Annotated in this window: 22 protein-coding genes; 14 read left to right on the top strand and 8 right to left on the bottom strand. The window is 66.9% G+C overall.

Going from position 1 to position 18798, the window contains the following annotated elements; all coding sequences use genetic code 11:
• The first annotated feature begins 141 nt into the window (after positions 1-141).
• The 9 genes from EBN1_RS08200 to EBN1_RS08160 all read left to right on the top strand — a co-directional run bounded on the left by EBN1_RS08200 (position 142) and on the right by EBN1_RS08160 (position 5107).
• Positions 142-330, top strand: coding sequence for a hypothetical protein (locus EBN1_RS08200; RefSeq protein WP_041646038.1), 189 nt, complete (start codon positions 142-144; stop codon positions 328-330).
• Positions 327-533, top strand: coding sequence for a hypothetical protein (locus tag EBN1_RS08195; protein WP_041646037.1), 207 nt, complete (start codon positions 327-329; stop codon positions 531-533). The genes EBN1_RS08200 and EBN1_RS08195 overlap by 4 nt, the downstream gene beginning before the upstream one ends.
• Positions 521-820: a type II toxin-antitoxin system RelE/ParE family toxin gene (locus EBN1_RS08190; protein ID WP_041646035.1), complete on the top strand. Its 300-nt coding sequence runs from the start codon at positions 521-523 to the stop codon at positions 818-820. The genes EBN1_RS08195 and EBN1_RS08190 overlap by 13 nt, the downstream gene beginning before the upstream one ends.
• Complete coding sequence (locus tag EBN1_RS08185) at positions 786-1037, top strand: hypothetical protein (RefSeq protein ID WP_041646033.1); 252 nt, start codon at positions 786-788, stop codon at positions 1035-1037. The genes EBN1_RS08190 and EBN1_RS08185 overlap by 35 nt, the downstream gene beginning before the upstream one ends.
• A gap of 16 nt (positions 1038-1053) precedes the next feature.
• On the top strand, positions 1054-1281 hold the full coding sequence (locus EBN1_RS08180) for a hypothetical protein (RefSeq protein WP_168953420.1): 228 nt from the start codon (positions 1054-1056) through the stop codon (positions 1279-1281).
• Between the two features lie 12 nt (positions 1282-1293).
• The gene (locus EBN1_RS08175; protein WP_011237475.1) at positions 1294-2163 is read left to right on the top strand and encodes a ParB/RepB/Spo0J family partition protein; all 870 of its coding nucleotides are present in this window, start codon (positions 1294-1296) and stop codon (positions 2161-2163) included.
• Between the two features lie 143 nt (positions 2164-2306).
• Positions 2307-3056 carry an MBL fold metallo-hydrolase gene (locus EBN1_RS08170; RefSeq protein WP_011237474.1) on the top strand — a complete coding sequence of 250 codons (750 nt, stop codon included), beginning with the start codon at positions 2307-2309 and terminating at the stop codon, positions 3054-3056.
• 234 nt (positions 3057-3290) lie between these two features.
• Positions 3291-3707: a CopG family transcriptional regulator gene (locus EBN1_RS08165; RefSeq protein WP_041646031.1), complete on the top strand. Its 417-nt coding sequence runs from the start codon at positions 3291-3293 to the stop codon at positions 3705-3707.
• Positions 3708-3739: 32 nt separating this feature from the next.
• Positions 3740-5107: an extracellular catalytic domain type 1 short-chain-length polyhydroxyalkanoate depolymerase gene (locus EBN1_RS08160; RefSeq protein ID WP_011237471.1), complete on the top strand. Its 1368-nt coding sequence runs from the start codon at positions 3740-3742 to the stop codon at positions 5105-5107.
• A gap of 133 nt (positions 5108-5240) precedes the next feature.
• Here EBN1_RS08160 and EBN1_RS08155 read toward each other — a convergent pair whose 3' ends face one another.
• The 3 genes from EBN1_RS08155 to EBN1_RS08145 all read right to left on the bottom strand — a co-directional run bounded on the left by EBN1_RS08155 (position 5241) and on the right by EBN1_RS08145 (position 9248).
• Positions 5241-6773 (bottom strand): NYN domain-containing protein, encoded by a 1533-nt coding sequence (locus EBN1_RS08155; RefSeq protein WP_011237470.1) that lies wholly within the window; start codon positions 6771-6773, stop codon positions 5241-5243.
• Positions 6774-6942: 169 nt separating this feature from the next.
• Entirely contained in the window at positions 6943-9129 is a 2187-nt protein-coding gene (locus tag EBN1_RS08150) for a putative bifunctional diguanylate cyclase/phosphodiesterase (protein ID WP_241762830.1), read from the bottom strand.
• Entirely contained in the window at positions 9126-9248 is a 123-nt protein-coding gene (locus EBN1_RS08145; protein ID WP_256469882.1) for a hypothetical protein, read from the bottom strand. The genes EBN1_RS08150 and EBN1_RS08145 overlap by 4 nt, the downstream gene beginning before the upstream one ends.
• A 239-nt stretch (positions 9249-9487) precedes the next feature.
• Here EBN1_RS08145 and EBN1_RS08140 point away from each other — a divergent pair, with 239 nt between their 5' ends.
• From EBN1_RS08140 to mepK, 3 genes are all read left to right on the top strand, one after another.
• Positions 9488-9748 (top strand): hypothetical protein, encoded by a 261-nt coding sequence (locus EBN1_RS08140; RefSeq protein ID WP_041646029.1) that lies wholly within the window; start codon positions 9488-9490, stop codon positions 9746-9748.
• A gap of 204 nt (positions 9749-9952) precedes the next feature.
• Entirely contained in the window at positions 9953-11503 is a 1551-nt protein-coding gene (locus EBN1_RS08135) for a L,D-transpeptidase family protein (protein WP_157866599.1), read from the top strand.
• Between the two features lie 22 nt (positions 11504-11525).
• Positions 11526-12080 carry a peptidoglycan L,D-endopeptidase MepK gene (gene mepK, locus EBN1_RS08130; protein ID WP_011237466.1) on the top strand — a complete coding sequence of 185 codons (555 nt, stop codon included), beginning with the start codon at positions 11526-11528 and terminating at the stop codon, positions 12078-12080.
• Between the two features lie 78 nt (positions 12081-12158).
• Here the strand turns inward: mepK and EBN1_RS08125 are convergent, their stop codons facing one another.
• From EBN1_RS08125 to EBN1_RS08105, 5 genes are read right to left on the bottom strand one after another with little or no spacing between them, the layout of a single operon-like run.
• Positions 12159-12836 (bottom strand): hypothetical protein, encoded by a 678-nt coding sequence (locus EBN1_RS08125; protein WP_011237465.1) that lies wholly within the window; start codon positions 12834-12836, stop codon positions 12159-12161.
• The gene (locus EBN1_RS08120; RefSeq protein ID WP_011237464.1) at positions 12833-13468 is read right to left on the bottom strand and encodes an SCO family protein; all 636 of its coding nucleotides are present in this window, start codon (positions 13466-13468) and stop codon (positions 12833-12835) included. Before EBN1_RS08120 ends, EBN1_RS08125 begins: the two co-directional genes overlap by 4 nt.
• A 13-nt stretch (positions 13469-13481) precedes the next feature.
• Entirely contained in the window at positions 13482-14069 is a 588-nt protein-coding gene (locus EBN1_RS08115; protein WP_011237463.1) for a c-type cytochrome, read from the bottom strand.
• 20 nt (positions 14070-14089) lie between these two features.
• Entirely contained in the window at positions 14090-14695 is a 606-nt protein-coding gene (locus EBN1_RS08110; RefSeq protein WP_011237462.1) for a cbb3-type cytochrome c oxidase subunit II, read from the bottom strand.
• A 3-nt stretch (positions 14696-14698) separates the two neighbouring features.
• A complete protein-coding gene (locus tag EBN1_RS08105) occupies positions 14699-16327 on the bottom strand; it encodes a cbb3-type cytochrome c oxidase subunit I (protein WP_011237461.1) in 1629 nt (542 codons plus the stop codon).
• A 130-nt stretch (positions 16328-16457) separates the two neighbouring features.
• On the opposite strand from EBN1_RS08105, the gene EBN1_RS08100 reads away from it, so the two are divergent.
• Positions 16458-16919: an RrF2 family transcriptional regulator gene (locus EBN1_RS08100; RefSeq protein WP_011237460.1), complete on the top strand. Its 462-nt coding sequence runs from the start codon at positions 16458-16460 to the stop codon at positions 16917-16919.
• A gap of 152 nt (positions 16920-17071) precedes the next feature.
• Positions 17072-18754 (top strand): ABC-F family ATP-binding cassette domain-containing protein, encoded by a 1683-nt coding sequence (locus EBN1_RS08095; RefSeq protein ID WP_041646027.1) that lies wholly within the window; start codon positions 17072-17074, stop codon positions 18752-18754.
• Positions 18755-18798: the final 44 nt, after the last annotated feature.

The following is an 18798-nucleotide window of genomic DNA, read 5'->3' as shown; positions in this document are numbered from 1 at the left end:
GGCAACGAAATACCGTTCAGGTTGAGCCTGTCGAAGCCCTGTGATGACCCTTCGCGCCACGGCCGAAACCGTGATCTTCGCGGTGGACGAGGTGCTGGTGGTGCGGGAATTCGGCGAGCCGATCTTCCCGTCGCGGGGCTGATGAAGGCCATCCAAAGCCGCTCCGGTTCGTCGCACGCCTTCATCGTCACCGATTCCGACGAGTCGTTCAAGGCGATGGCCGCCGAAGTGCGGGAAGAGATGGGTGGAGCCAATCCCGGTCTGCAAGTGGTGCAGCTTTACCGCGATTGCCTTGTCAATTTCATGATCAACCAAGGAGATGCGAAATGACGGCACACGTGAATGAAAAACCGAGCGCCAAGAGCCTGTTGCGCGAGGTGATCGAGGCGCAGCCGGAGGACGCGAGCTTTGATGAGATCATGCGCGAACTCGCCTTCGAGGGCATGGTCGAGCGCGGCTTGGCCGATGCGCGCGCCGGACGCAGCGTGAGCCACGAAGAGGTCGTGCGGAGAATCCGTTCATGGCGGAATTGAGATGGACGGCCGAGGCGCTGGATTGGCTGGAAGATATCCACCGCTACATCGCCTCGGATAATCCTTCTGCCGCAGCAAAGGTGATCGACGGCATCGTCGCCAAGGCGGAATTGCTGAGCACCTTTCCCGACATCGGCACGCGCTTGCGCATCGTGCCGGAAGGTGAAGTGCGCATGGTTCTCTACGGCCACTATCGCGTCGCCTATCTGCATCGCAGCGACTCGGAAATCGTCGAGATACTCGGGGTGTTTCATGGTGCGCTCGACATCGACAGGTATTTGTCATGAAGGCGACAACTTCGAGAAGGCCGTCGGCCTGGCACGTTTCGCCGAACGCCACGAGGCGTTGTTCGGGCGTATCCAGATGATCCGCAAGCAGGCTTCAAAGGCCGGAGGTGAGCCTTATGCTCGGCTGGAGATCAACAGGGCGGCGACGGTCAAGCAACTGCTGCTGATTGACAGCAATCCGCAGTTGGACGATCTGTTTGCCAAACTCGGGACGTGACGTGAGGATACGGCACATGGGGCTGACCACTTGGGAAAACGCTCCGCACGGTAGAATTCTCAAAACCGATGTGGTGATCGCCAAGAACCTATCTCGATCAAGACGAATTGCAGGCATTTCTGCAGGCTCCACCTCGGCGCCGGCGATGATCCGCGCAAACCCCGGCGCTGCTGTGGAACACCGCGACCCGCGAGATTCCGGCATTGATTCCGTTACTGGAAAAACTCGGCAACCTGCCCATTAAAGACGTTTGAAGATGACCCGACCCAAACTCAAAGGCCTCGGCCGCGGCCTCGACGCGCTGCTCGCCGGGAACCAGGACGACGACGCGGAGCGCGGCGAACTGCAGGCGCTCCCGGTTGGCGACCTGCGGCCCGGCAAGTACCAGCCACGCACGCGCATGGACCCGGGCTCGCTCGAGGAGCTCGCGGCGTCGATCAAGGCACAGGGCGTGATGCAGCCGATCCTCGTGCGGCCGGTCAATGGCTCGGCGTACGAGATCATCGCCGGCGAGCGGCGCTGGCGCGCGGCGCAGATCGCCGAGCTCGCCGATGTGCCATGCCTGGTGCGCGAGATCCCCGACGAAGCGGCGCTGGCGATGTCGCTGATCGAGAACATCCAGCGCGAGGACCTCAACCCGCTCGAGGAAGCGGGCGGCATCCAGCGCCTCATCGACGAGTTCGGCATGACGCACCAGCAGGCTGCCGATGCGGTCGGGCGTTCGCGACCGGCGGCGTCGAACCTGCTGCGTCTGCTCAATCTCGCCCGCCCGGTGCAGGAGCTGCTGATGGCAGGCGACATCGACATGGGCCATGCGCGGGCGATGCTGCCGCTCGACGGCGCCGGCCAGATCCAGCTTGCGAACCACGTCGCGGCGCGCGGGCTGTCGGTGCGCGACACCGAGCGCCTTGTGCAGCAGAGCCTGAATCCGCGGCAGAAGAAGGCCGAACGCGAGCCCGATCGCGACCTGCTGCGGATCGAAGAGGACATCGCCGACGTGCTCGGCGCGACCGTCAGGATCAAGGCGAACAAAAAAGGCGCCGGCGAAGTGACGATCCGTTTCGGCAGCCTCGACCAGCTCGACGGACTGCTCGAGAGCCTCGGCACGTCGAAGAGAGGGGGGTAGGCGATCGACCGGCCGGTCGGGGTCGGAGGCGCAGCGAGACGGCTTCGCATTGACTTGCTTGCGGTGTGTACCAGAATGACAGGGGCACGGCTCGCACCCCGAAGCGGCGGACGGGGACGCTTCGATCGGCAGGGAGGACGGCGATGATCTTCCGGCAGCTCTTCGAACCGCTGTCGAGCACCTACACTTACCTGCTCGGCTGCGAGGATACCGGCGCGGCCGTGCTGATCGACCCGGTCGTCAACGCGATCGAGCGCGACCTCGCGCTGATCGCCGCGCTGCGGCTGAGGCTCGAAATCACGCTCGACACGCATATCCATGCGGACCACATCACGGCGGCGCGCCACCTGAAAGAGCGCGTCGGCAGCCGCATCGCCGCGCCCGCGATCGACCGGCTGCCGTGCGTCGATGTACCCGTCGACGAGAGCCGGCCGGTCGCAGTCGGCAGCGTCCGGCTTGCGCCGCTGCACACCCCCGGCCACACTGACGGGCATTTCGCCTATGTGTGTGGCGACCGGGTGTTTACCGGCGATGCGCTGCTGATCGACGGCTGCGGCCGCACCGATTTCCAGAGCGGCGACGCCGCGGCGCTGTACCGCAGCGTGCGCGAGAAGCTTTTCACGCTGCCCGACGAGCACCTCGTCTATCCGGCGCACGACTACCAGGGGCGCCGGGTGTCGTCGATCGCGCAGGAACGCGCGCGCAACCCGCGCCTCGGCGGCGAGCGCACCCTCGACGAGTTCCGCCGCATCATGGCCGAACTGAAACTGCCCTACCCGAAATTCATCGACTACGCAGTGCCCGGCAACCGCGAATGCGGCGTCTGTCCGCAGGGGCTGCCCGACGAACTCCAGGCCTACTGCGGACGCATGACTGAAAGCCGGCAAGGCTGAACCCGCCGCCGCGGCATACCCACCGTCGTCCATCAGCCGCCGGTGCCCGCGGGGGCGGCCGTGCCGGCGTATCCCGCATTCTCCGCCCCTGTTCTCCCCTTCCCGCAACTCCTGCAGCCCCGGCGCGCTCCGGTCGATGGCCGCCGCGCTGTCTTTGCTGCAGTTCGAAAAATCCCTTGACTTCCCTTCCTTGAAGACCACAATACCATCCATATGGATGGAGAGGAGATGGTAATGAGCGTACATGAGCTGCGCCCGAAAGCGGGAGAGACGACCGAGAAGATCACCATCAATCTTGGCGTCATCGACCTCGGGCAGATCGATCTGCTGGTACAGGAGGGCTTTTATTCGAACCGCACCGACTTCATCCGCACGGCGATCCGCAACCAGCTCGTCACGCACAACGAAGTGATCCGCACCACCGTCGCCCGCAAGGCCTTCGTCCTCGGCCTGCAGCACTACACGCGCCGCGATCTCGAAGCGGTGCAGGCCGCCGGCGAGCGGCTCGACATCCAGGTGCTGGGGCTGGCGAGCATCGCCGCCGACGTGCCGCCCGAACTCGCGCTCGCGACGATCGAATCGATCGTCGTGCTCGGCGCACTGCATGCCAGCGCAGCGGTCAAGGCCGCGCTGGCGGGCCGAATCAGGTGACCGCTTTTGCGGTCCGCAAGGAGATTCAATCCATGAATGCCCGACTGAACCCGAATCTGCTCAACCCCGATCTGCTCGAAGCCACGCGGCTGACGCGTGCCGGTCAGCTGCTCGAAGCGACCGCGCTGATCCAGCGCGCCCTCGGCGGGCGGTTCGCGCCGCCGCCTGCCGCCGATGCGGCAGCCCCCGATACGCCGGCCGCGGACCGGGCAGCGGAGCCGCCGCTCGAAGGCAGCTGCCGCGTCATCGACATCGGCCCGTTCGTCGCCGACCCCGAGCCGCAGCCCGCGCAGCGGGATCATGCCGACACGACCGCCAAAGCCGGCGCGCCGGCGGCAGAAGCTGTTGTCTCGCCGCTGGCTTCGCGCCTGGGCGCTGCGCTGCGCGACAAACTGTTCAAGTTTCGCGGCGCGGTCCCGGCGTTCGAGCCGATCGTCCCCGGCGCCGCGCCCGAAACCGTGCCGGACGGCGCGCGCTTCATCAGCGGCTCCTACACGAACGCCGCCGGCACGCGCTGCTACAAGCTGTATGTGCCGAGCAACTATGGCGGCGAGCCGGTGCCGCTGGTCGTCATGCTGCATGGCTGCACGCAGAACCCGGACGATTTTGCCGCCGGCACGCGCATGAACGAGCTGGCCGAGCAGGAGCCTTGCCTCGTGCTCTATCCGGCGCAATCGGCGGGGGCGAACGGGTCGAAATGCTGGAACTGGTTCAAGCCTTCGGACCAGCGCGCGGGGCAGGGCGAGCCGTCGCTGATCGCCGGGATGACGCGCGAAATCGCCGCAAGCTACAACGTCGATCGGCAACGCATCTACATCGCAGGCCTGTCGGCGGGCGGCGCGATGGCGACGACGATGGCGGCGACCTACCCGGATCTCTACGCCGCTGCCGGCATCCATTCGGGCCTGCCGCATGCGGCCGCGCACGATCTGCCGTCGGCGCTCGCCGCGATGCAGCAGGGAAGCGCGCGCGCGGCCGGTATCCGGGCGACGGGCGCCGGGACGAGCCGGGAAATGCCTCACCCGGTGCCGGTCATCGTCTTCCACGGCGACCGCGACACGACGGTCCATCCGCGCAACGGCGAGCAGGTGATCGTGCAGTTTGCGCCCGCGGGGGTGCGCACCGGATCAATCGGCGTGGGGTCGAAGCCGCGTGCGAGCATCGAACGGGGCCAGGTGCCGAACGGGCGCGCCTACACCCGGACCACATACCACCACCCGAACGGCTCGCCGCACGTCGAGCAATGGACGGTGCATGGCGCCGGCCACGCGTGGTCCGGCGGCAGCTCCCGCGGTTCCTACACCGACCCGCAGGGTCCGGACGCGGCGAAGGAAATGCTGCGCTTTTTCCTCGCCCATCCGGCCGGCAAAGCGGCGCCGGAGCCGGGACGTTCGGTGTAATCGACAACCGGGCGCTCGCAAGCCCGGCCCATGCCGGCAATGGGCCGACTCGCGAATGGCAGCGTGCGGTGCGTGAGCCGGCAGGATGTTCACCCGCCCGGCGCGCCGCCGCTGACGCGCTCCGGCCAGGTGCTTATTCGGCGTCGGTGACTTCCTGTTTGCGCGGACGGCGACTGCGCGAAGCGGGCTTGCGCGCCGCCTTGACGACCGTTTCGGTCGTCGCTGCGGGAGCATGCGATTCCGCGGGGAGCGGGCTTTCGATCGGCACGCCAGCTTCCGTAGGGGCTTCGGCGATCGGCGGCACGAGCGCTTCGGTCTTCTTTGCTGCAGGCTTGCGCGGGCCGCGTCCCTTGCGCCGTGCTTCCGGCTCGCGATGCGCTTCCACCTGCACCGGGGTTTCATCCGCGATAGCCGATTCGGTCAATTCCTGCGCCGGGATCGTCGCAGGTTCTTCGGCTACGATGAGCGGCGGCTGCGCGGCGAACGGCTGTGCCTGCACCGGCGCCGGAGGCGTTTCCGGCTCTGCGGCCTCCTGCGCCAAGGCCGGCGCCGCCGCTGGCTTTACGGCTGGCTTGCGACCGCTGCGCGTCCGGCGCCGCGGCTCGTGCTGGACGGCCGGCTCCGCGACGGAGGGGGGCTCAACGGCGGGCGCTTCGGCGACGGCGGGTTCGGCGACGACGTCGGGCGAGACCGGCACTTCGGGCGATGCGGTGGCGGCCGGCTTGCGGCCTCCCCGCCCGCGTCGCGACTCGTGTCTGCCCGCGCTCGCCGGGGCGCGCGCCTCGGGGACGACCTCGACGACGACCGGCGCGGGCTCCGCTCCCGCCTCATGGGCTGCAGCGGCCCCGTTGCTGCGATAGACGTAGGCGCCGGACTTCTCGTCGCGGCCGAATTCGAGCAGGCCGCGCGCCTGCGCTTCTTCGAGCAGGTTGCCGAACGCGCGGAAGCCGTAGTACGACTCGTTGAAGCCGGGTTTGCGGCGCTTGATTGCTTCCTTGAGCATCGACGCCCAGATCTTGCCGCTGTCGCCGCGTTCGGCGACGAGCGCGTCGAAGGTGTCGACGGCGAGTTCGATCGCCTGTGTCTTGCGTGCTTCCTGCTCTTCCTTGCGGCCTTTTTCCTCGTCAGGCGAGCGCTTCGCCGCCGGCTGCGCTTCCCGCGTGTCGCGCTTGGCCGCCGCACGCTGGCTCTCGCGCACCAGATCGTCGTAGAAGATGAATTCGTCGCAGTTCGCGATCAAGAGGTCCGACGTCGATTGCTTGACGCCGACGCCGATCACCTGTTTCGCGTTCTCACGCAGCTTCGATACCAGCGGCGAGAAGTCGGAGTCGCCGCTGATGATGACGAAGGTATTGACGTGGGATTTCGTGTAGCACAGGTCGAGCGCATCGACGACGAGCCGGATGTCGGCCGAGTTCTTGCCCGACTGGCGCACGTGCGGGATCTCGATCAGCTCGAAGTTCGCCTCGTGCATCGTCGCCTTGAAGCCCTTGTAGCGGTCCCAGTCGCAATACGCCTTCTTGACGACGATGCTGCCCTTGAGCAGCAGGCGCTCGAGCACGCGCTTGATGTCGAACTTCTCGTAATTGGCGTCGCGCACCCCGAGCGCGACGTTCTCGAAGTCGCAGAACAACGCCATGCTGGCGGTTTCGTGCGGTGATGCCATGATGTTCTCCAGTGAAGCCCGTGGCGGTACGGTGATAAACGCCGTTTTCGCGATTATCTCCGAACCGGGCCCACGAGGTGACGGCGATCGCCCGCGGGCCGGCAGTGTGGCGCAGCCGGAGGGTTGCGTCGGCCGTGACGCGCGCCCGCAGACGCTCAGCGGCTGCGCGTCATCCGGCGGCGGCCGCGCGCGCGATGATGTGGTGAAAGTCTTCCGCCGGCATCGCCCGTCCGAACAGGAAACCCTGCCCCGACCTGCAGCCCTGGGCGACGAGGAATTCGCGCTGTGCCGGAGTTTCGACGCCCTCGGCGAGCAGCGACAGGCGCAGGCTGCGCGCCATCGCGATGATCGCCTGGACGATCGCGGTGTCGTCGCCATCCGCCGGAATACCCTGAATGAATGAACGGTCGATCTTCAGCGTGTCGATCGGGAAGCGCTTGAGATAGGACAGCGATGAATAACCGGTGCCGAAATCGTCGATCGCCAGCGCGATGCCCTGGCGGCGCAGGCCGGCGAGGGTCGCGACGCTGCCGTCCGCATCGGCCATCGCGACGCTCTCGGTGATCTCCAGTTCGAGCTGTGCGGCGTGGGCGCCGGTCTCGGCGAGGATGTCGCAGACCTGTTCGACGAGATCGTGCTGGCGGAACTGGTGTCCCGACAGATTCACCGCCACCTTCAGGTCCGGCCGCCCCGCTTCGCGCCACCGCGTGCTCTGCCGGCACGCGGCGCGCAGAACTTGCTCGCCGAGCGGCACGATCAGGCCGGTCTCCTCGGCCACCGCGATGAACTCGCCCGGCAGCAGCAGGCAGCGCTCGGGATGGCGCCAGCGCACCAGCGCTTCGGCGCCGGTCAGCGCGCCCGTCGCGAGGTCCACCTGCGGCTGGTAATGGGCTTCCAGTTCGCCGCCGGCGAGCGCACGGCGCAGTTCGCTTTCGACGGTCAGCCGGCGCCGGGCGTGGTGGTCCATCTCCGGCCCGTAGAAGCAGTAGTTGTTGCGGCCGCGTTCCTTCGCGCGGTACATCGCGATGTCGGCGTTCTTGAGCAGCATCTCCGGGTCGCGCCCGTCGCGCGGTGCCAGCGCGACGCCGATGCTTGCCGACAGCGGCAGTTCGAGGGAGCCGATACGCACGCTTTCGGACAGTCGGTCACGCAGCTTGGCTGCGAGGCGTGCCGCGTCCTCGATGCTGGCGAGGTCTTCCAGCAGGACCACGAACTCGTCGCCACCGAGCCGCGCGACGGTATCGCCGGCCCGCAGGCACGCCGACACACGGTTCGCGACTTCACGGATCAGGGCATCGCCGACGGCGTGGCCGTAACTGTCGTTCACCAGTTTGAAGCGGTCGAGGTCGAGGAACATCACCGCGGTCAGCCGCCCGCGGCTGCGGGCGATCGCGTGGGTGATGCGGTCGTTGAGCAGGTTGCGGTTGGGCAGCCCGGTGAGGGCGTCGTGGCTCGCCTGATGAATCAGGCGTTTTTCGGCGTGGGTACGGGCGGTGACGTCGTTCAGCACGCCGATGAAATGCGTCACATCGCCGGATTCGTTCTCGACCGGCGCGAGAAACAGTTCGACCGATTGCTGCGCGCCGTTCTCCCGTTCCAGGTTCAGCACGGTGTAGCCTTCGGTGCCGCGGCTGATCGCCTGGCAGATGTCGGTGTACCCATTGCACACTTCACCGGGCACGCCGTCGCGGCAGATGCAGGCCCTGCCCAAGGCGCTGCCGGGAGCGAAGCCGAGGATGCGCTCGAACGCCGGATTCACGTAGATCAGCGGGTAGTCGGCGCAGCTGGCGTCGGCGATGAACACGCCGTTGACGCTGGATTCGATCGCGCGGTCGCGCAGCGCGATGCTGCGCTTGTCGGCATGGATATAGGTGTCGAGCGTCAGGCACAGGTCGAACACGACGACCTTGAGCAGCGAATCGCAGGCGGCGAGAAACCGGTCGCGCTCGCCGCCGGTCTGGTCCCACAGCGCCGGCAGCATGTCAGCGAGGTACTTGCGGAAAGCCCCGACGTACCATTTCGGTTCGAGGCCGATCTGCGCATGCACAAGTCCGACCTTGAGGCGCCGCTGAACGTAGTCGAAGCCGTATTCGCCCTCGGTCAGCTCGGCGAAATAGCGGTCGTGCGCGGCCTTGAGCCGGCTCACCGCGTCCTCGTCGTGGAGCAGTGCCGCGAGCGGCGCATAACTCCGCAGGTAGTCGTAGAAGGCGTCGGCGAATCCGCTGCGCGCTTCGGCGACGCCCGCGTCCATCGCGCGCAGGCGCACGACGTCCTCTTCGCCGAAATCGAGGAAACGCTTGCGTTCGGCGATCTCGGCGGCGTCGAGCCCCAGTTCGTGGGCGGTATTCTCCATCATCCGTGCGCGGCCGTTTCAACCGCCACGAGGCGCGCCTGCAGGCGGACGTTCTCCTCGGCAAGTGCTGCCCGCCGGGATTCGGCCAGATGAAAGGCCTTTTTGTGGGTCGCAAACAGCATGGAGTTTTTCCGCGGTCGAAAAAGGATGAGGCAACAGGCGAGCAGTCTAGTCAGCTATTTTGGGAGTGTCTTGACCGCGCTCAATAATCGCCGGGCGGCGCGTGACGGAACGCACGGAAGCGAGATTTGCGTCCGTCCGAAGGACGAGGCACGAACATCGCAAGACGCCGGGACAAGTCTTCCGCCGTGAGGTCAAAAGGCGTGCGCGCCGGCGTGGGGGTGCTTGGCGGGAGCGAGGAATGCGGAAACTTTCCGAATACGTCGAGATGGCGGCCACCGAATACCTGCACGAGACGGGCAGGGTCGAACTCGACCCGCGCTGGATCGCCGAGTTCTTCCAGGATCAGGGCGTGCTCGACGACTATCCGCTGCTCGACCTCGTCGCGTTCCATGCGCTCGTGCAGAAAGCGCTCGACGTCAAGTCGGAGCGTGCGAACAAGCAGGCGCGACGGCATATCGAGAAAGTCATGGATGTCGTCAGGCGCCGGCGGCGCAAGTGACGGCCGCGCCGGCGTGAACCCGGGTGGCGAAAAGCGCTCGTAGACGACTGGAAGAAGCACGGTAGACTGGCTGGAAGGCGACGCGAACCGGGTTCATGTCGCGCCAGAAGGAGATGACCCAGGGTGAGCCAATCCGGAATATTCGGACTTTTTTCTGTTTTCCTCAGCTGCGTCGCAGGACGCAGGCGCGCGGCGGTTTTCTGCGTGGCGGTGCTGGGCGCGGGCGCAGCGGCAGCGGAGCCGCTGTGGTTCGACGGCGGGCGACCGAGTGCGCAGGCGTGGCAGGCCGTCGATATCCTCGCGGCGGCCGCCGAAGACGGGCTCGATGCGCGCGATTACGATGCCGAAGGGCTGCGCCGCGCCGTTGCCGATGCGGCCGACGGGTGGGCGTGGGCAGACGAGGACGTCGCGCAGCTCGATATCGCGCTGACGGCAGCGATGCAGCGCTACCTGACGGACCTGCGTTTCGGCCGCGTCGACCCGCGCCAGGTCCATGCGAATTTCGTCGCACCGGCCGCGGACGGTTTCGATCCCGTCACCTACCTGTACGCGGCGGTGCTCGAGCGCCGCCTGCCGGACGCGGTGCGCCGCGTCGCGCCCGTGCTGCCGCTTTACGCGAACGTGCGCGAAGCGCTGCGGCGCTACCGCATCCTGGCTCGCGATCCGTCCGGAATTGCGCCGTGGCTTGCCGCGCTGCCGCGCCCGCCGCAGCGCAAGCTGGAGCCAGGGCAAGCGTATGCGGGAATGCCTGTCCTGATGCAACGCCTGGTCGCGCTCGGCGACTTGCCGGCCGCCACGCCGGTGCCGCTGCGCTACGAGGGTGCGCTCGTCGAAGGCGTCAAGGCTTTCCAGCGGCGCCACGGACTCGCCGAGGACGGCGTCGTCGGCAAGGCGACGCTCGAACAGCTCGACGTGTCGCCGGTCGCGCGCGTGCGGCAGATCGAGCTGACGCTGGAACGCCTGCGCTGGACGCCGCTGCTGCAGGGGCCGCGCATGATCGTCGTCAACGTCCCCGAATTCGTGTTGCGAGCCTATGAGGCGCGCGATGGCCGGGTCGAAGTCAAGACGGCGATGAAAGTCATCGTCGGCAGCGCACTCGACACGCGCACCCCGCTTTTCGACGAGGACATGCGTTTCATCGAGTTCAGCCCCTACTGGAACGTCCCGCCGTCGATCGCCCGGGCGGAAACGATTCCCAAGCTGCGCCGCGATGCCGCGTATCTGCGCCAGCAGGGCTTCGAATTCGTCACCGGCAACGGGCAGGTGATCCCGACGTTCGCGCCGGAATACCTGGACGCGGTGCTGCGCGGCGAGATGCGCATCCGCCAGCGCCCGGGACCGAGCAACGCACTGGGCGACATCAAGTTCATTTTCCCGAACAACGACAACATTTTCCTGCACCACACGTCGACCCCCCGCCTCTTCGGCAAGGACCGGCGCGATTTCAGCCACGGCTGCATTCGCGTCGAAGAGCCCGTGGTGCTGGCGAAATTCGTGCTGCAGGATGACCCCGAGTGGAGCGAAGAGCGCATCCGCGCGGCGATGGCCGGAGGGGTGTCGAAGACGCTGCGGCTTCGCGAACCTTTGCCGGTGGTGATTGCCTACAGCACGGTCCTGGTCAAAAGCGACGGCATGGTCTATTTTTTCCGGGACATCTACGGGCACGACACATTGCTCGATGCGGCGCTGCGGCAGCCCGCCCGAAGCGGCCAACCGTCCCTTGCGCAGCAGAAAGGGCGCGATACCCGATACTGACCCTGACCCTGGAACTTCGAAGATGAAGCAGACCGTGCATTCCCGACGCCATTTTCTCCGTCAATCCGCCAGGCTGGCCGTCGCCGGCGCGGCGCTGCCTTTCGCGCGGTCAGCGAGCGCTTCGGTGCGCGACGCGCGCAGCCTCGCGTTCGACCATACTCATACCGGCGAGCGCGTCTCGGTCGTGTATGCCGTCGGCGAGCGATACGTGCCCGAGGCGCTGACGAAGCTCAACCGTTTCATGCGCGATCATTATTCCGGCGAAGTCGGCCACATGGACCCCAAACTGTTCGATCTGCTCTACCGGCTTAAGCTCACGCTCGGCTCGCGCGAGTCGTTCCAGGTGATTTCGGGCTACCGCTGCCCGACCACCAATTCGACGCTGCGCAACACGCGCGGCGGCGGCGTTGCCAAGCGCAGCCTGCACATGGACGGCAAGGCGATCGACGTGCGCATCGCCGACACCCCGCTTGCCGATCTGCGCGATGCGGCGCTGTCTCTGGGTGTCGGCGGCGTCGGCTACTATCCGCACGACCAGTTCGTCCACCTCGACACCGGCCGCGTGCGCAGCTGGTAGGGCCGGCAGCCGCGGGTGCGCCGAGCGGGTGATCGGGAAGCCCGTGGAATGCGACGACGATGTTCCGGAGGGGGCGCGTCATGAGGGGCGTTGCGCATCGGTCGGTGCCGGGAAACCGCGAGATGCACGGGCCGGTTCCGCAGGAGAGGACGGAGGCCGGTCACGACCGGCAACCGCTGCGTCGTCGGACAGGAAATTTCCCAAATAGCCGCTCCGGGCCAGAGTGCCAACCCAGATCACGGGCAGCACCAGTGCCAGCACGACGAGCCCGCGCCCCGCGACGAGCTGCTGATCCAGCAGGTATAGGTTGCACAAGCGGACCGTGACGTCCTGGTAAAGCAGGCCGACCGCCGCGCTCATCCACGCCCAGTTGCCGAGAAAAAAGGCCTGGACGATCGGCGCCGCGGCGCGCCACGAGAGCTGCAGCCCAGCGCCGGCGCCGAGCAGCGAACCGAACTTGGCCAGCTCGACCCAGACGGAGAGCAGCGCCTCGTCCAGCGCCCGCGGGACCATCCAAAAGCCGGACACCAGCAGGAACAGGAACAGTCCGCTGAGGCCGTGTACGTTGCAGGCGTCGATGCATCGACGCAAGCGCGCCGGCAAAGCGGACGCCAGCAGTCCGCCGGCCAGCAGCAGCAGCGGGAACTGCAGCAGCATGTGGCGGGCCATGTCCGCCTCCAGCCACGCGCGCAACGGCGGCAGCCCGCTTGCGGCGACGACGGCCAGCGCGAGGGCAACGCACGCGCGGCCGCTCATCCTTGGCCTGCCGCGGCGAGTCCGGCCGCCTCGTACAAGGCCTGGCGGAATTCGCCCAGACCGTGAATCCGGGCCAGCCGGCCATCGGGCGTGACCGCGTGGATCGCCGCGTTGTGCACGAAGCCGCCCATCCCGTCCGGGATCACGACGATGCCGAAGCTCGCCAGTAGCGGCATCAGTTTCCGCGTGTCGGCGACGGTGGCAAACTGCCACAGCGCAGGATTCGCGTTCATGCGTATAGCGTAGAGGGCGAGGGTCGCGGGATCGTCGTGGGCGGGGTCGAAACTGATCGTGATCAGGCGGACCCGGTCCTGCAGGCCCTGCGCGACGATCTCCCGCTGCAGCTGCTGGAACTCGTTGCCGAGCACGGAGCAGATCGTGTCGCAGCGCGTGTAGATGAAATCGACGAGGGCGACCCGCCGGTCGCTGGCGAGTGCCGCATGCAGCGGCCGGATCGTTCCGTCCGCACCGGCCAGTCGCACGTCCGGCACGACGGCAGGGCGTTCGGCCACCGCCAGGCGGCGCGCCGCCTCGCTGGTGACGACGCGAAAACCGTCGGTCATGCCGGCGAACGCGATGATGCCGAGCGCCGCAACCAGCATGAGCGCGACGGCGGTACGCAGGACGGACACTGCGCGTGGCGCCCTACTTCAGCTGCACGAGTTCGGCGCCGCCATTCCACGGCGCCGTGCGGTCGGCGGTCGCTGCGCGCTGGGCCTGCACCGACTCCGGCGTGACCGGCTCGGCCTGGTTGCCCCATTCACCGCGGATGTAACTGAGAAGCGCGGCTATCTCGGCGTCGTCGAACTTGTCGCCGAACGCCGGCATCGCACCGTTGTAAGTCACTCCACCGACTTCGATGCTGCCGGCGACGCCGTGCAGCAGAATCTGGATCAGCGCCGGCTCCTTGCCGGTCACCCACTCCGAACCGGCGAGCGGCGGGAACACCTGCGGGATGCCGGTCCCGGCCGCCTGATGGCAGGCCGCGCAATTCGCGCTGAAAATCTGGCCGCCATCCGCCGCTTTCGCCGGCAGGGCGGCAAGGATCTCGACGCTGCGCCGGTCCCCCAACGCTGGATCGGTGGCCGGCTGCGCCGTGTAGAGATAATGGACGGCCCACGCGAGCAGCAGCGCGATCATCGCCAGCAGGATGGCGGGCACCGGGTTCAACGCTTCATGCGGGTCGGGGTGTTCGCGGCGTTGCGGGATGTCGTTGCGGGATTGGTCGGTCATGGTCGATGCAGCCCTGCGGGTCAGTTTGTGGCGCGCCGGGAATCGGCACCGGCGGCGAGCGCGGGGAAAGTCCGGTCGAGCGACAGCAGATAACTGACGAGGTCCTCGGCCGCCTGCGTCGCGACGACGACTCCGCGCGCGGGTGCGAACTCGGGTGGCAGCGTGACGATCCTGTCGCCCGGCGCGGCGGCTTCCTTGATCTCGAACAGGTAGGGATAGCCCGGCATGATGCTGCCCGGCACGTAGGCACGCGGCTGGTACAGGTGGCCGAGCTGCCAGTCGACGCTCGACTGGCGGGCGCCGATGTTCAGCAGATCGGGGCCGGTGCGCATCGTGCCGAGCAGATGCGGGCGGTCGTAATAGTAGTCCCCCGCGACTGACGGCCGGCCCCAGCCGCGCTGGTCGTCGGGAGCCTGGCGGGGGTCGCGTGGCTGCTGCGAATGGCAGTACAGGCAACCCTGCTTGATGTATTCCTGCCGTCCGCGCAGTTCGACTTCAGTGTAGGGTTTCAGGCCCGGCGTGGGCGGCACGTCCTGCAGCTGCAGATAAGGCAGCACGACGAGGGAGACCGTTGCGATGGCCAGAGTGACCAGCGCGCCGGAGATGAGTTTGACGCCATTTTCCATGGTTCAGGCAGCCGCAGCGAGGGGACGGAGCAAGGCGGCTTCACTGCGCTGCGGCCCCCGGCGCAACGCCATCACCACGAAGTGCGCGGCAAACACCAGATGGCCGAGCGTCATCAGCGCGCCACCGATCGAACGACCCTGCAGGTACGGCAGGGTCACGCGTACCGACTCCATGAAAGGCTGGCTGGCGTCGAGCATGCTCAGTCCCTGCAGCACGCCGCCGATCGTCAGCGTCACGAAGTAGATCGCGAACCCGATCGTCACGAGCCAGAAGTGCAGCGCGATGAGCTTCGGATACGGCCATTCGCGCGACACGATGCGCGGCATCGCGAAGTAGATGGCGCCGAACATCACCAGCGTCACGAAACCGTACAGCCCGAGATGGGCGTGAGCGACGGTGAAATGGGTGAAGTGGGTGACCGTGCTGACGCTGCGCAGTGCCTCGAACGAGCCCTGGATCGAGCTCAGCGTGTACATCATTCCGCCCAGCACGACGAAGCGCAGCGTCGGCGAATGGCGCAGGGCGGAGAAATTGCCGCGCATCGTCAGATGCTGGTTCACCGAAAACGCCACGACCGGGATGATCATCATCACGCTCTGCACGATCGACAGCGTGATCAGCCACTCCGGCACCGGCCCGCCGACCAGATGGTGTCCGCCGACCTGACCGTAGAAAAACGCGAGGCACCAGAAGCCGATCAGCGACAGGTTGTAGGACTGGATCGGCCGCCCGATCACTTTCGGCAGCAGGTAATAGACTGCGGCCAGCGACAGCGGCGTGTAGAAGAGGCCGAGCACGTTGTGGCCGAACCACCAGTTCATCGTCGCCTGCTCGACGCCGAAGTGGAGATTCGGCAGCTTCGCGACGATGTACAGCACCGGGAACCAGAACAGCGCGGCGCCCATGTACCACACCGAGACGTACAGGTGTTCCACCTGCCGGTGCCGCAGCGTGAACACCAGCGGCAGGCCGATCAGCGCGCCGCCGACGGCGAACAGCGTGCCGACCTGCCACGGGATTTCCAGCCATTCCATGCCGTCGTTGATGCCGGCGGCGATGCAGCCGATGCCGACCGCGAGCCCGAGGTTCCACAGCAGCGCGCCGGAAATCGCGAAACGTGCACCGACGAGCTTCGTCTTGAGCAGCCGCGGCATCATCCACAGCGCGATGCCGAGCGCCGCCATCGGCGCCCAGCCATAAGCGACGGCGTTAAGATGGATGCTGCGGATGCGGCCGAAAGTGAGCCACGCGTACTGGGTCAGCCAGTCCGGCTCGTGGAGCTTGATCGAACTGGTCAGGCCGGCAAGCGATGCGACCAGCAGCCACAGTACCGCGAAGCCCAGCAGCACGAACGCGGGGCGGGCCGCGGAGCGGTCGGCCTCCAGCCGGGTCCGCAACGCGGCGGGATCCGGCTCGACCGGCGCAACAGCGGTCACTGACCGCTGCAGGCGATGCTCGGCCGCCGAAGTGACGGCCGGCTCTTCGACCCGGCCGATCTCGCCGGGGCCGAAGATGACTTTGGCCGCTGCGGGATCCGGATCGAGCACGCCTTTGCGCAGCGACCAGATGAAAACGAACAGGCCGGTCACTGCGATGATGAAGGAAGAAAGGAGGAGGGTGGGGATATCCATGGCAATCGGAAGCGGCGAAGGAGTACTTTCGCGTCGGCAGGGTCAAAAGATATACAAGCCGTACATGTTATTCTGCGGCGCTACGAAAAGCAATCTGGCCAATACATGTTTAATCTGGTAAGAGGTCCGGATGAAGCTCACCGACTACACCGATTACACGCTCAGGACGTTGATTTTTCTCGGCCTGCATCGCAACGAACAGGTGACGATCCAGCAGATCGCCGACGGTTATGACATATCCAAGAACCACCTGATGAAGATCATCCATCGCCTGAGCCTGGACGGCCTCGTCGAGACCACCCGCGGGCGCAGCGGCGGAGTGCGGCTCAGGAAGCCGCCGGACGAGATCAACATCGGACAGGTGGTGCGTGCCGCGGAGCAGGAGTTCGCGCTGGTCGAATGCTTCAGCCGCGTCAACAACCGCTGCGTGCTGTCGCCCGTGTGCGAACTGCAGGCGACGTTTCGCGACGCGTTGGAAGCTTTCTTCGCGGTCCTCGACAAGCGCACCCTTGCGGACATCCTGCGTAATGCAGAAGAGGTCCGGCCTTACATCCGGCTGCGTGGGGTCACGGTCCGGGCGGAAAATGCGTGAGCGACAGTGGCCGGGCGTCGTGGAGCTGCGACGCCTCGCGCCGCCCGGATTGCACGGGCCGCGCGGGAGCCGTTCGCATCCGCGCTGGAAGTTTTCGTAGGAATGGAATGGCGCGCTCGCTATCATGCGCCACGTCCAACGAAAGCCCGCCCATGATCACGCTCAAGAACGTCACGCTGCGCCGCGGTGTCAAAGTGTTGCTCGACACCGCTTCGGTCACGCTCAATCCCGGTGAAAAAGTCGGCCTCGTCGGCCGCAACGGCGCCGGCAAATCCAGTCTGTTCGGTCTGCTCACCGGCGTGTTGCACGAGGACGCCGGCGATTATTCCATCCCGTCGCAGTGGCGCATGGCACAGGTCGCGCAGGACATGCCCGAAACCGCGCAGAGCGCGACCGACTTCGTCATCGACGGCGACACGGTCCTGCTGGCCGCGCGCGCCGAGGTGCACGCCGCCGAGGCCAGCGACGACGGCATGCGCATGGCTCACGCCTACATGGCGCTCCATGACGCCGGCGCGCACGACGCCGAAGCGCGGGCGCAGGCGCTGATTCTCGGGCTGGGCTTTCGCAGTGCCGAGCTCACGAACCCGGTCAACAGCTTTTCCGGCGGCTGGCGCATGCGCCTGCAGCTCGCGCGCGCGCTGATGTGCCCGTCCGATCTGCTGCTGCTCGACGAGCCGACGAACCACCTCGACCTGGACGCGCTGGTGTGGCTCGAAGCGTGGCTCAAGCGTTACGCCGGGACGCTGGTCGTGATCAGCCACGACCGGGAGTTCCTCGACGCGGTGACGCAGGTCACGCTGCACATCGACAACGCCCGGCTGGTGCGCTACGGCGGCAACTACAGCGCTTTCGAGGACATGCGCGCCGAGCAGCTGGCGTTGCAGCAGTCGGCGCTGGCCCGGCAGCAGGACCGGATCGCCCATCTGCAGAAATTCATCGACCGCTTCAAGGCCAAGGCGAGCAAGGCGAAGCAGGCGCAAAGCCGCGTCAAGGCGCTGGAGCGGATGGAGCGCATCGCGCCGGTCCTCGCCGATGCGGAGTTCAACTTCGAATTCCAGGAACCGGCCAACTTGCCGAACCCGATGCTGTCGATGCACGACGCGAGCTTCGGCTATCCGCCGCCGCCGGGCGCGGCTGCCGGAACCGCCCCTGCCGTCATCGTGCGCCACATCAACCGCTCAGTGCACGCCGGCCAGCGCATCGGCATCCTCGGCGCGAACGGCCAGGGCAAGTCGACGCTGGTGAAGACGGTCGCCCGCACGCTCGACGTCCTCGGCGGCGAGATCACCGAAGGCAAAGGCCTGAACATCGGCTATTTCGCCCAGCAGGAACTCGACGTGCTGCGCCCGCAGGACACGCCGCTCGAGCACATGGTACGGCTGGCGAAAGAAACCCTCGCCAGCGGGCGCAGCGGCTGGATCGCCGCGCGCGAACAGGACTTGCGCAACTTCCTCGGCACGTTCAACTTCAGCGGCGACATGGTCAAGCAGGCGGTCGGCACGATGAGCGGCGGCGAAAAGGCGCGCCTCGTGCTGTGCATGATCGTCTGGCAACGGCCCAACCTGCTGCTGCTCGACGAGCCGACCAACCACCTCGACCTGGCGACGCGCGAAGCGCTCAGTGTCGCGCTCAACGAGTTCGAAGGCACGGTCATGCTCGTCAGCCACGACCGCGCGCTGCTGCGCGCGGTGTGCGACGAATTCTGGCTGGTCGCGCGCGGCGGCGTCGAGCCGTTCGACGGCGACCTGGACGACTACCAGCGCTACCTGCTCGACGAGGCACGACGATCGCGCGACACATCGGTGGGCGCGCGGCAGAAACGGGCCGCGTAGCCCCTGCACGATCCTCCGCATCCGCTTTGCAACCACGACAGAGG

Origin of the sequence: Aromatoleum aromaticum EbN1, from assembly GCF_000025965.1 — a bacterium.
Classification (GTDB): Bacteria; Pseudomonadota; Gammaproteobacteria; order Burkholderiales; family Rhodocyclaceae; genus Aromatoleum; species Aromatoleum aromaticum.
Note: the sequence above shows the minus strand (reverse complement) of the source record. Positions and strands in the feature narration are given on the sequence as shown.

What these genes read in the sequence shown, in the direction of transcription:
- EBN1_RS08200 (WP_041646038.1), top strand. Translation starts at nt 142, where the DNA reads ATGAAGGCCATCCAAAGCCGCTCCGGTTCGTCGCACGCCTTCATCGTC.
- EBN1_RS08195 (WP_041646037.1), top strand. Translation starts at nt 327, where the DNA reads ATGACGGCACACGTGAATGAAAAACCGAGCGCCAAGAGCCTGTTGCGC.
- EBN1_RS08190 (WP_041646035.1), top strand. Translation starts at nt 521, where the DNA reads ATGGCGGAATTGAGATGGACGGCCGAGGCGCTGGATTGGCTGGAAGAT.
- EBN1_RS08185 (WP_041646033.1), top strand. Translation starts at nt 786, where the DNA reads ATGGTGCGCTCGACATCGACAGGTATTTGTCATGAAGGCGACAACTTC.
- EBN1_RS08180 (WP_168953420.1), top strand. Translation starts at nt 1,054, where the DNA reads ATGGGGCTGACCACTTGGGAAAACGCTCCGCACGGTAGAATTCTCAAA.
- EBN1_RS08175 (WP_011237475.1), top strand. Translation starts at nt 1,294, where the DNA reads ATGACCCGACCCAAACTCAAAGGCCTCGGCCGCGGCCTCGACGCGCTG.
- EBN1_RS08170 (WP_011237474.1), top strand. Translation starts at nt 2,307, where the DNA reads ATGATCTTCCGGCAGCTCTTCGAACCGCTGTCGAGCACCTACACTTAC.
- EBN1_RS08165 (WP_041646031.1), top strand. Translation starts at nt 3,291, where the DNA reads ATGAGCGTACATGAGCTGCGCCCGAAAGCGGGAGAGACGACCGAGAAG.
- EBN1_RS08160 (WP_011237471.1), top strand. Translation starts at nt 3,740, where the DNA reads ATGAATGCCCGACTGAACCCGAATCTGCTCAACCCCGATCTGCTCGAA.
- EBN1_RS08155 (WP_011237470.1), bottom strand. Translation starts at nt 6,773, where the DNA reads ATGGCATCACCGCACGAAACCGCCAGCATGGCGTTGTTCTGCGACTTC.
- EBN1_RS08150 (WP_241762830.1), bottom strand. Translation starts at nt 9,129, where the DNA reads ATGATGGAGAATACCGCCCACGAACTGGGGCTCGACGCCGCCGAGATC.
- EBN1_RS08145 (WP_256469882.1), bottom strand. Translation starts at nt 9,248, where the DNA reads ATGCTGTTTGCGACCCACAAAAAGGCCTTTCATCTGGCCGAATCCCGG.
- EBN1_RS08140 (WP_041646029.1), top strand. Translation starts at nt 9,488, where the DNA reads ATGCGGAAACTTTCCGAATACGTCGAGATGGCGGCCACCGAATACCTG.
- mepK (WP_011237466.1), top strand. Translation starts at nt 11,526, where the DNA reads ATGAAGCAGACCGTGCATTCCCGACGCCATTTTCTCCGTCAATCCGCC.
- EBN1_RS08125 (WP_011237465.1), bottom strand. Translation starts at nt 12,836, where the DNA reads ATGAGCGGCCGCGCGTGCGTTGCCCTCGCGCTGGCCGTCGTCGCCGCA.
- EBN1_RS08115 (WP_011237463.1), bottom strand. Translation starts at nt 14,069, where the DNA reads ATGACCGACCAATCCCGCAACGACATCCCGCAACGCCGCGAACACCCC.
- EBN1_RS08110 (WP_011237462.1), bottom strand. Translation starts at nt 14,695, where the DNA reads ATGGAAAATGGCGTCAAACTCATCTCCGGCGCGCTGGTCACTCTGGCC.
- EBN1_RS08105 (WP_011237461.1), bottom strand. Translation starts at nt 16,327, where the DNA reads ATGGATATCCCCACCCTCCTCCTTTCTTCCTTCATCATCGCAGTGACC.
- EBN1_RS08100 (WP_011237460.1), top strand. Translation starts at nt 16,458, where the DNA reads ATGAAGCTCACCGACTACACCGATTACACGCTCAGGACGTTGATTTTT.
- EBN1_RS08095 (WP_041646027.1), top strand. Translation starts at nt 17,072, where the DNA reads ATGATCACGCTCAAGAACGTCACGCTGCGCCGCGGTGTCAAAGTGTTG.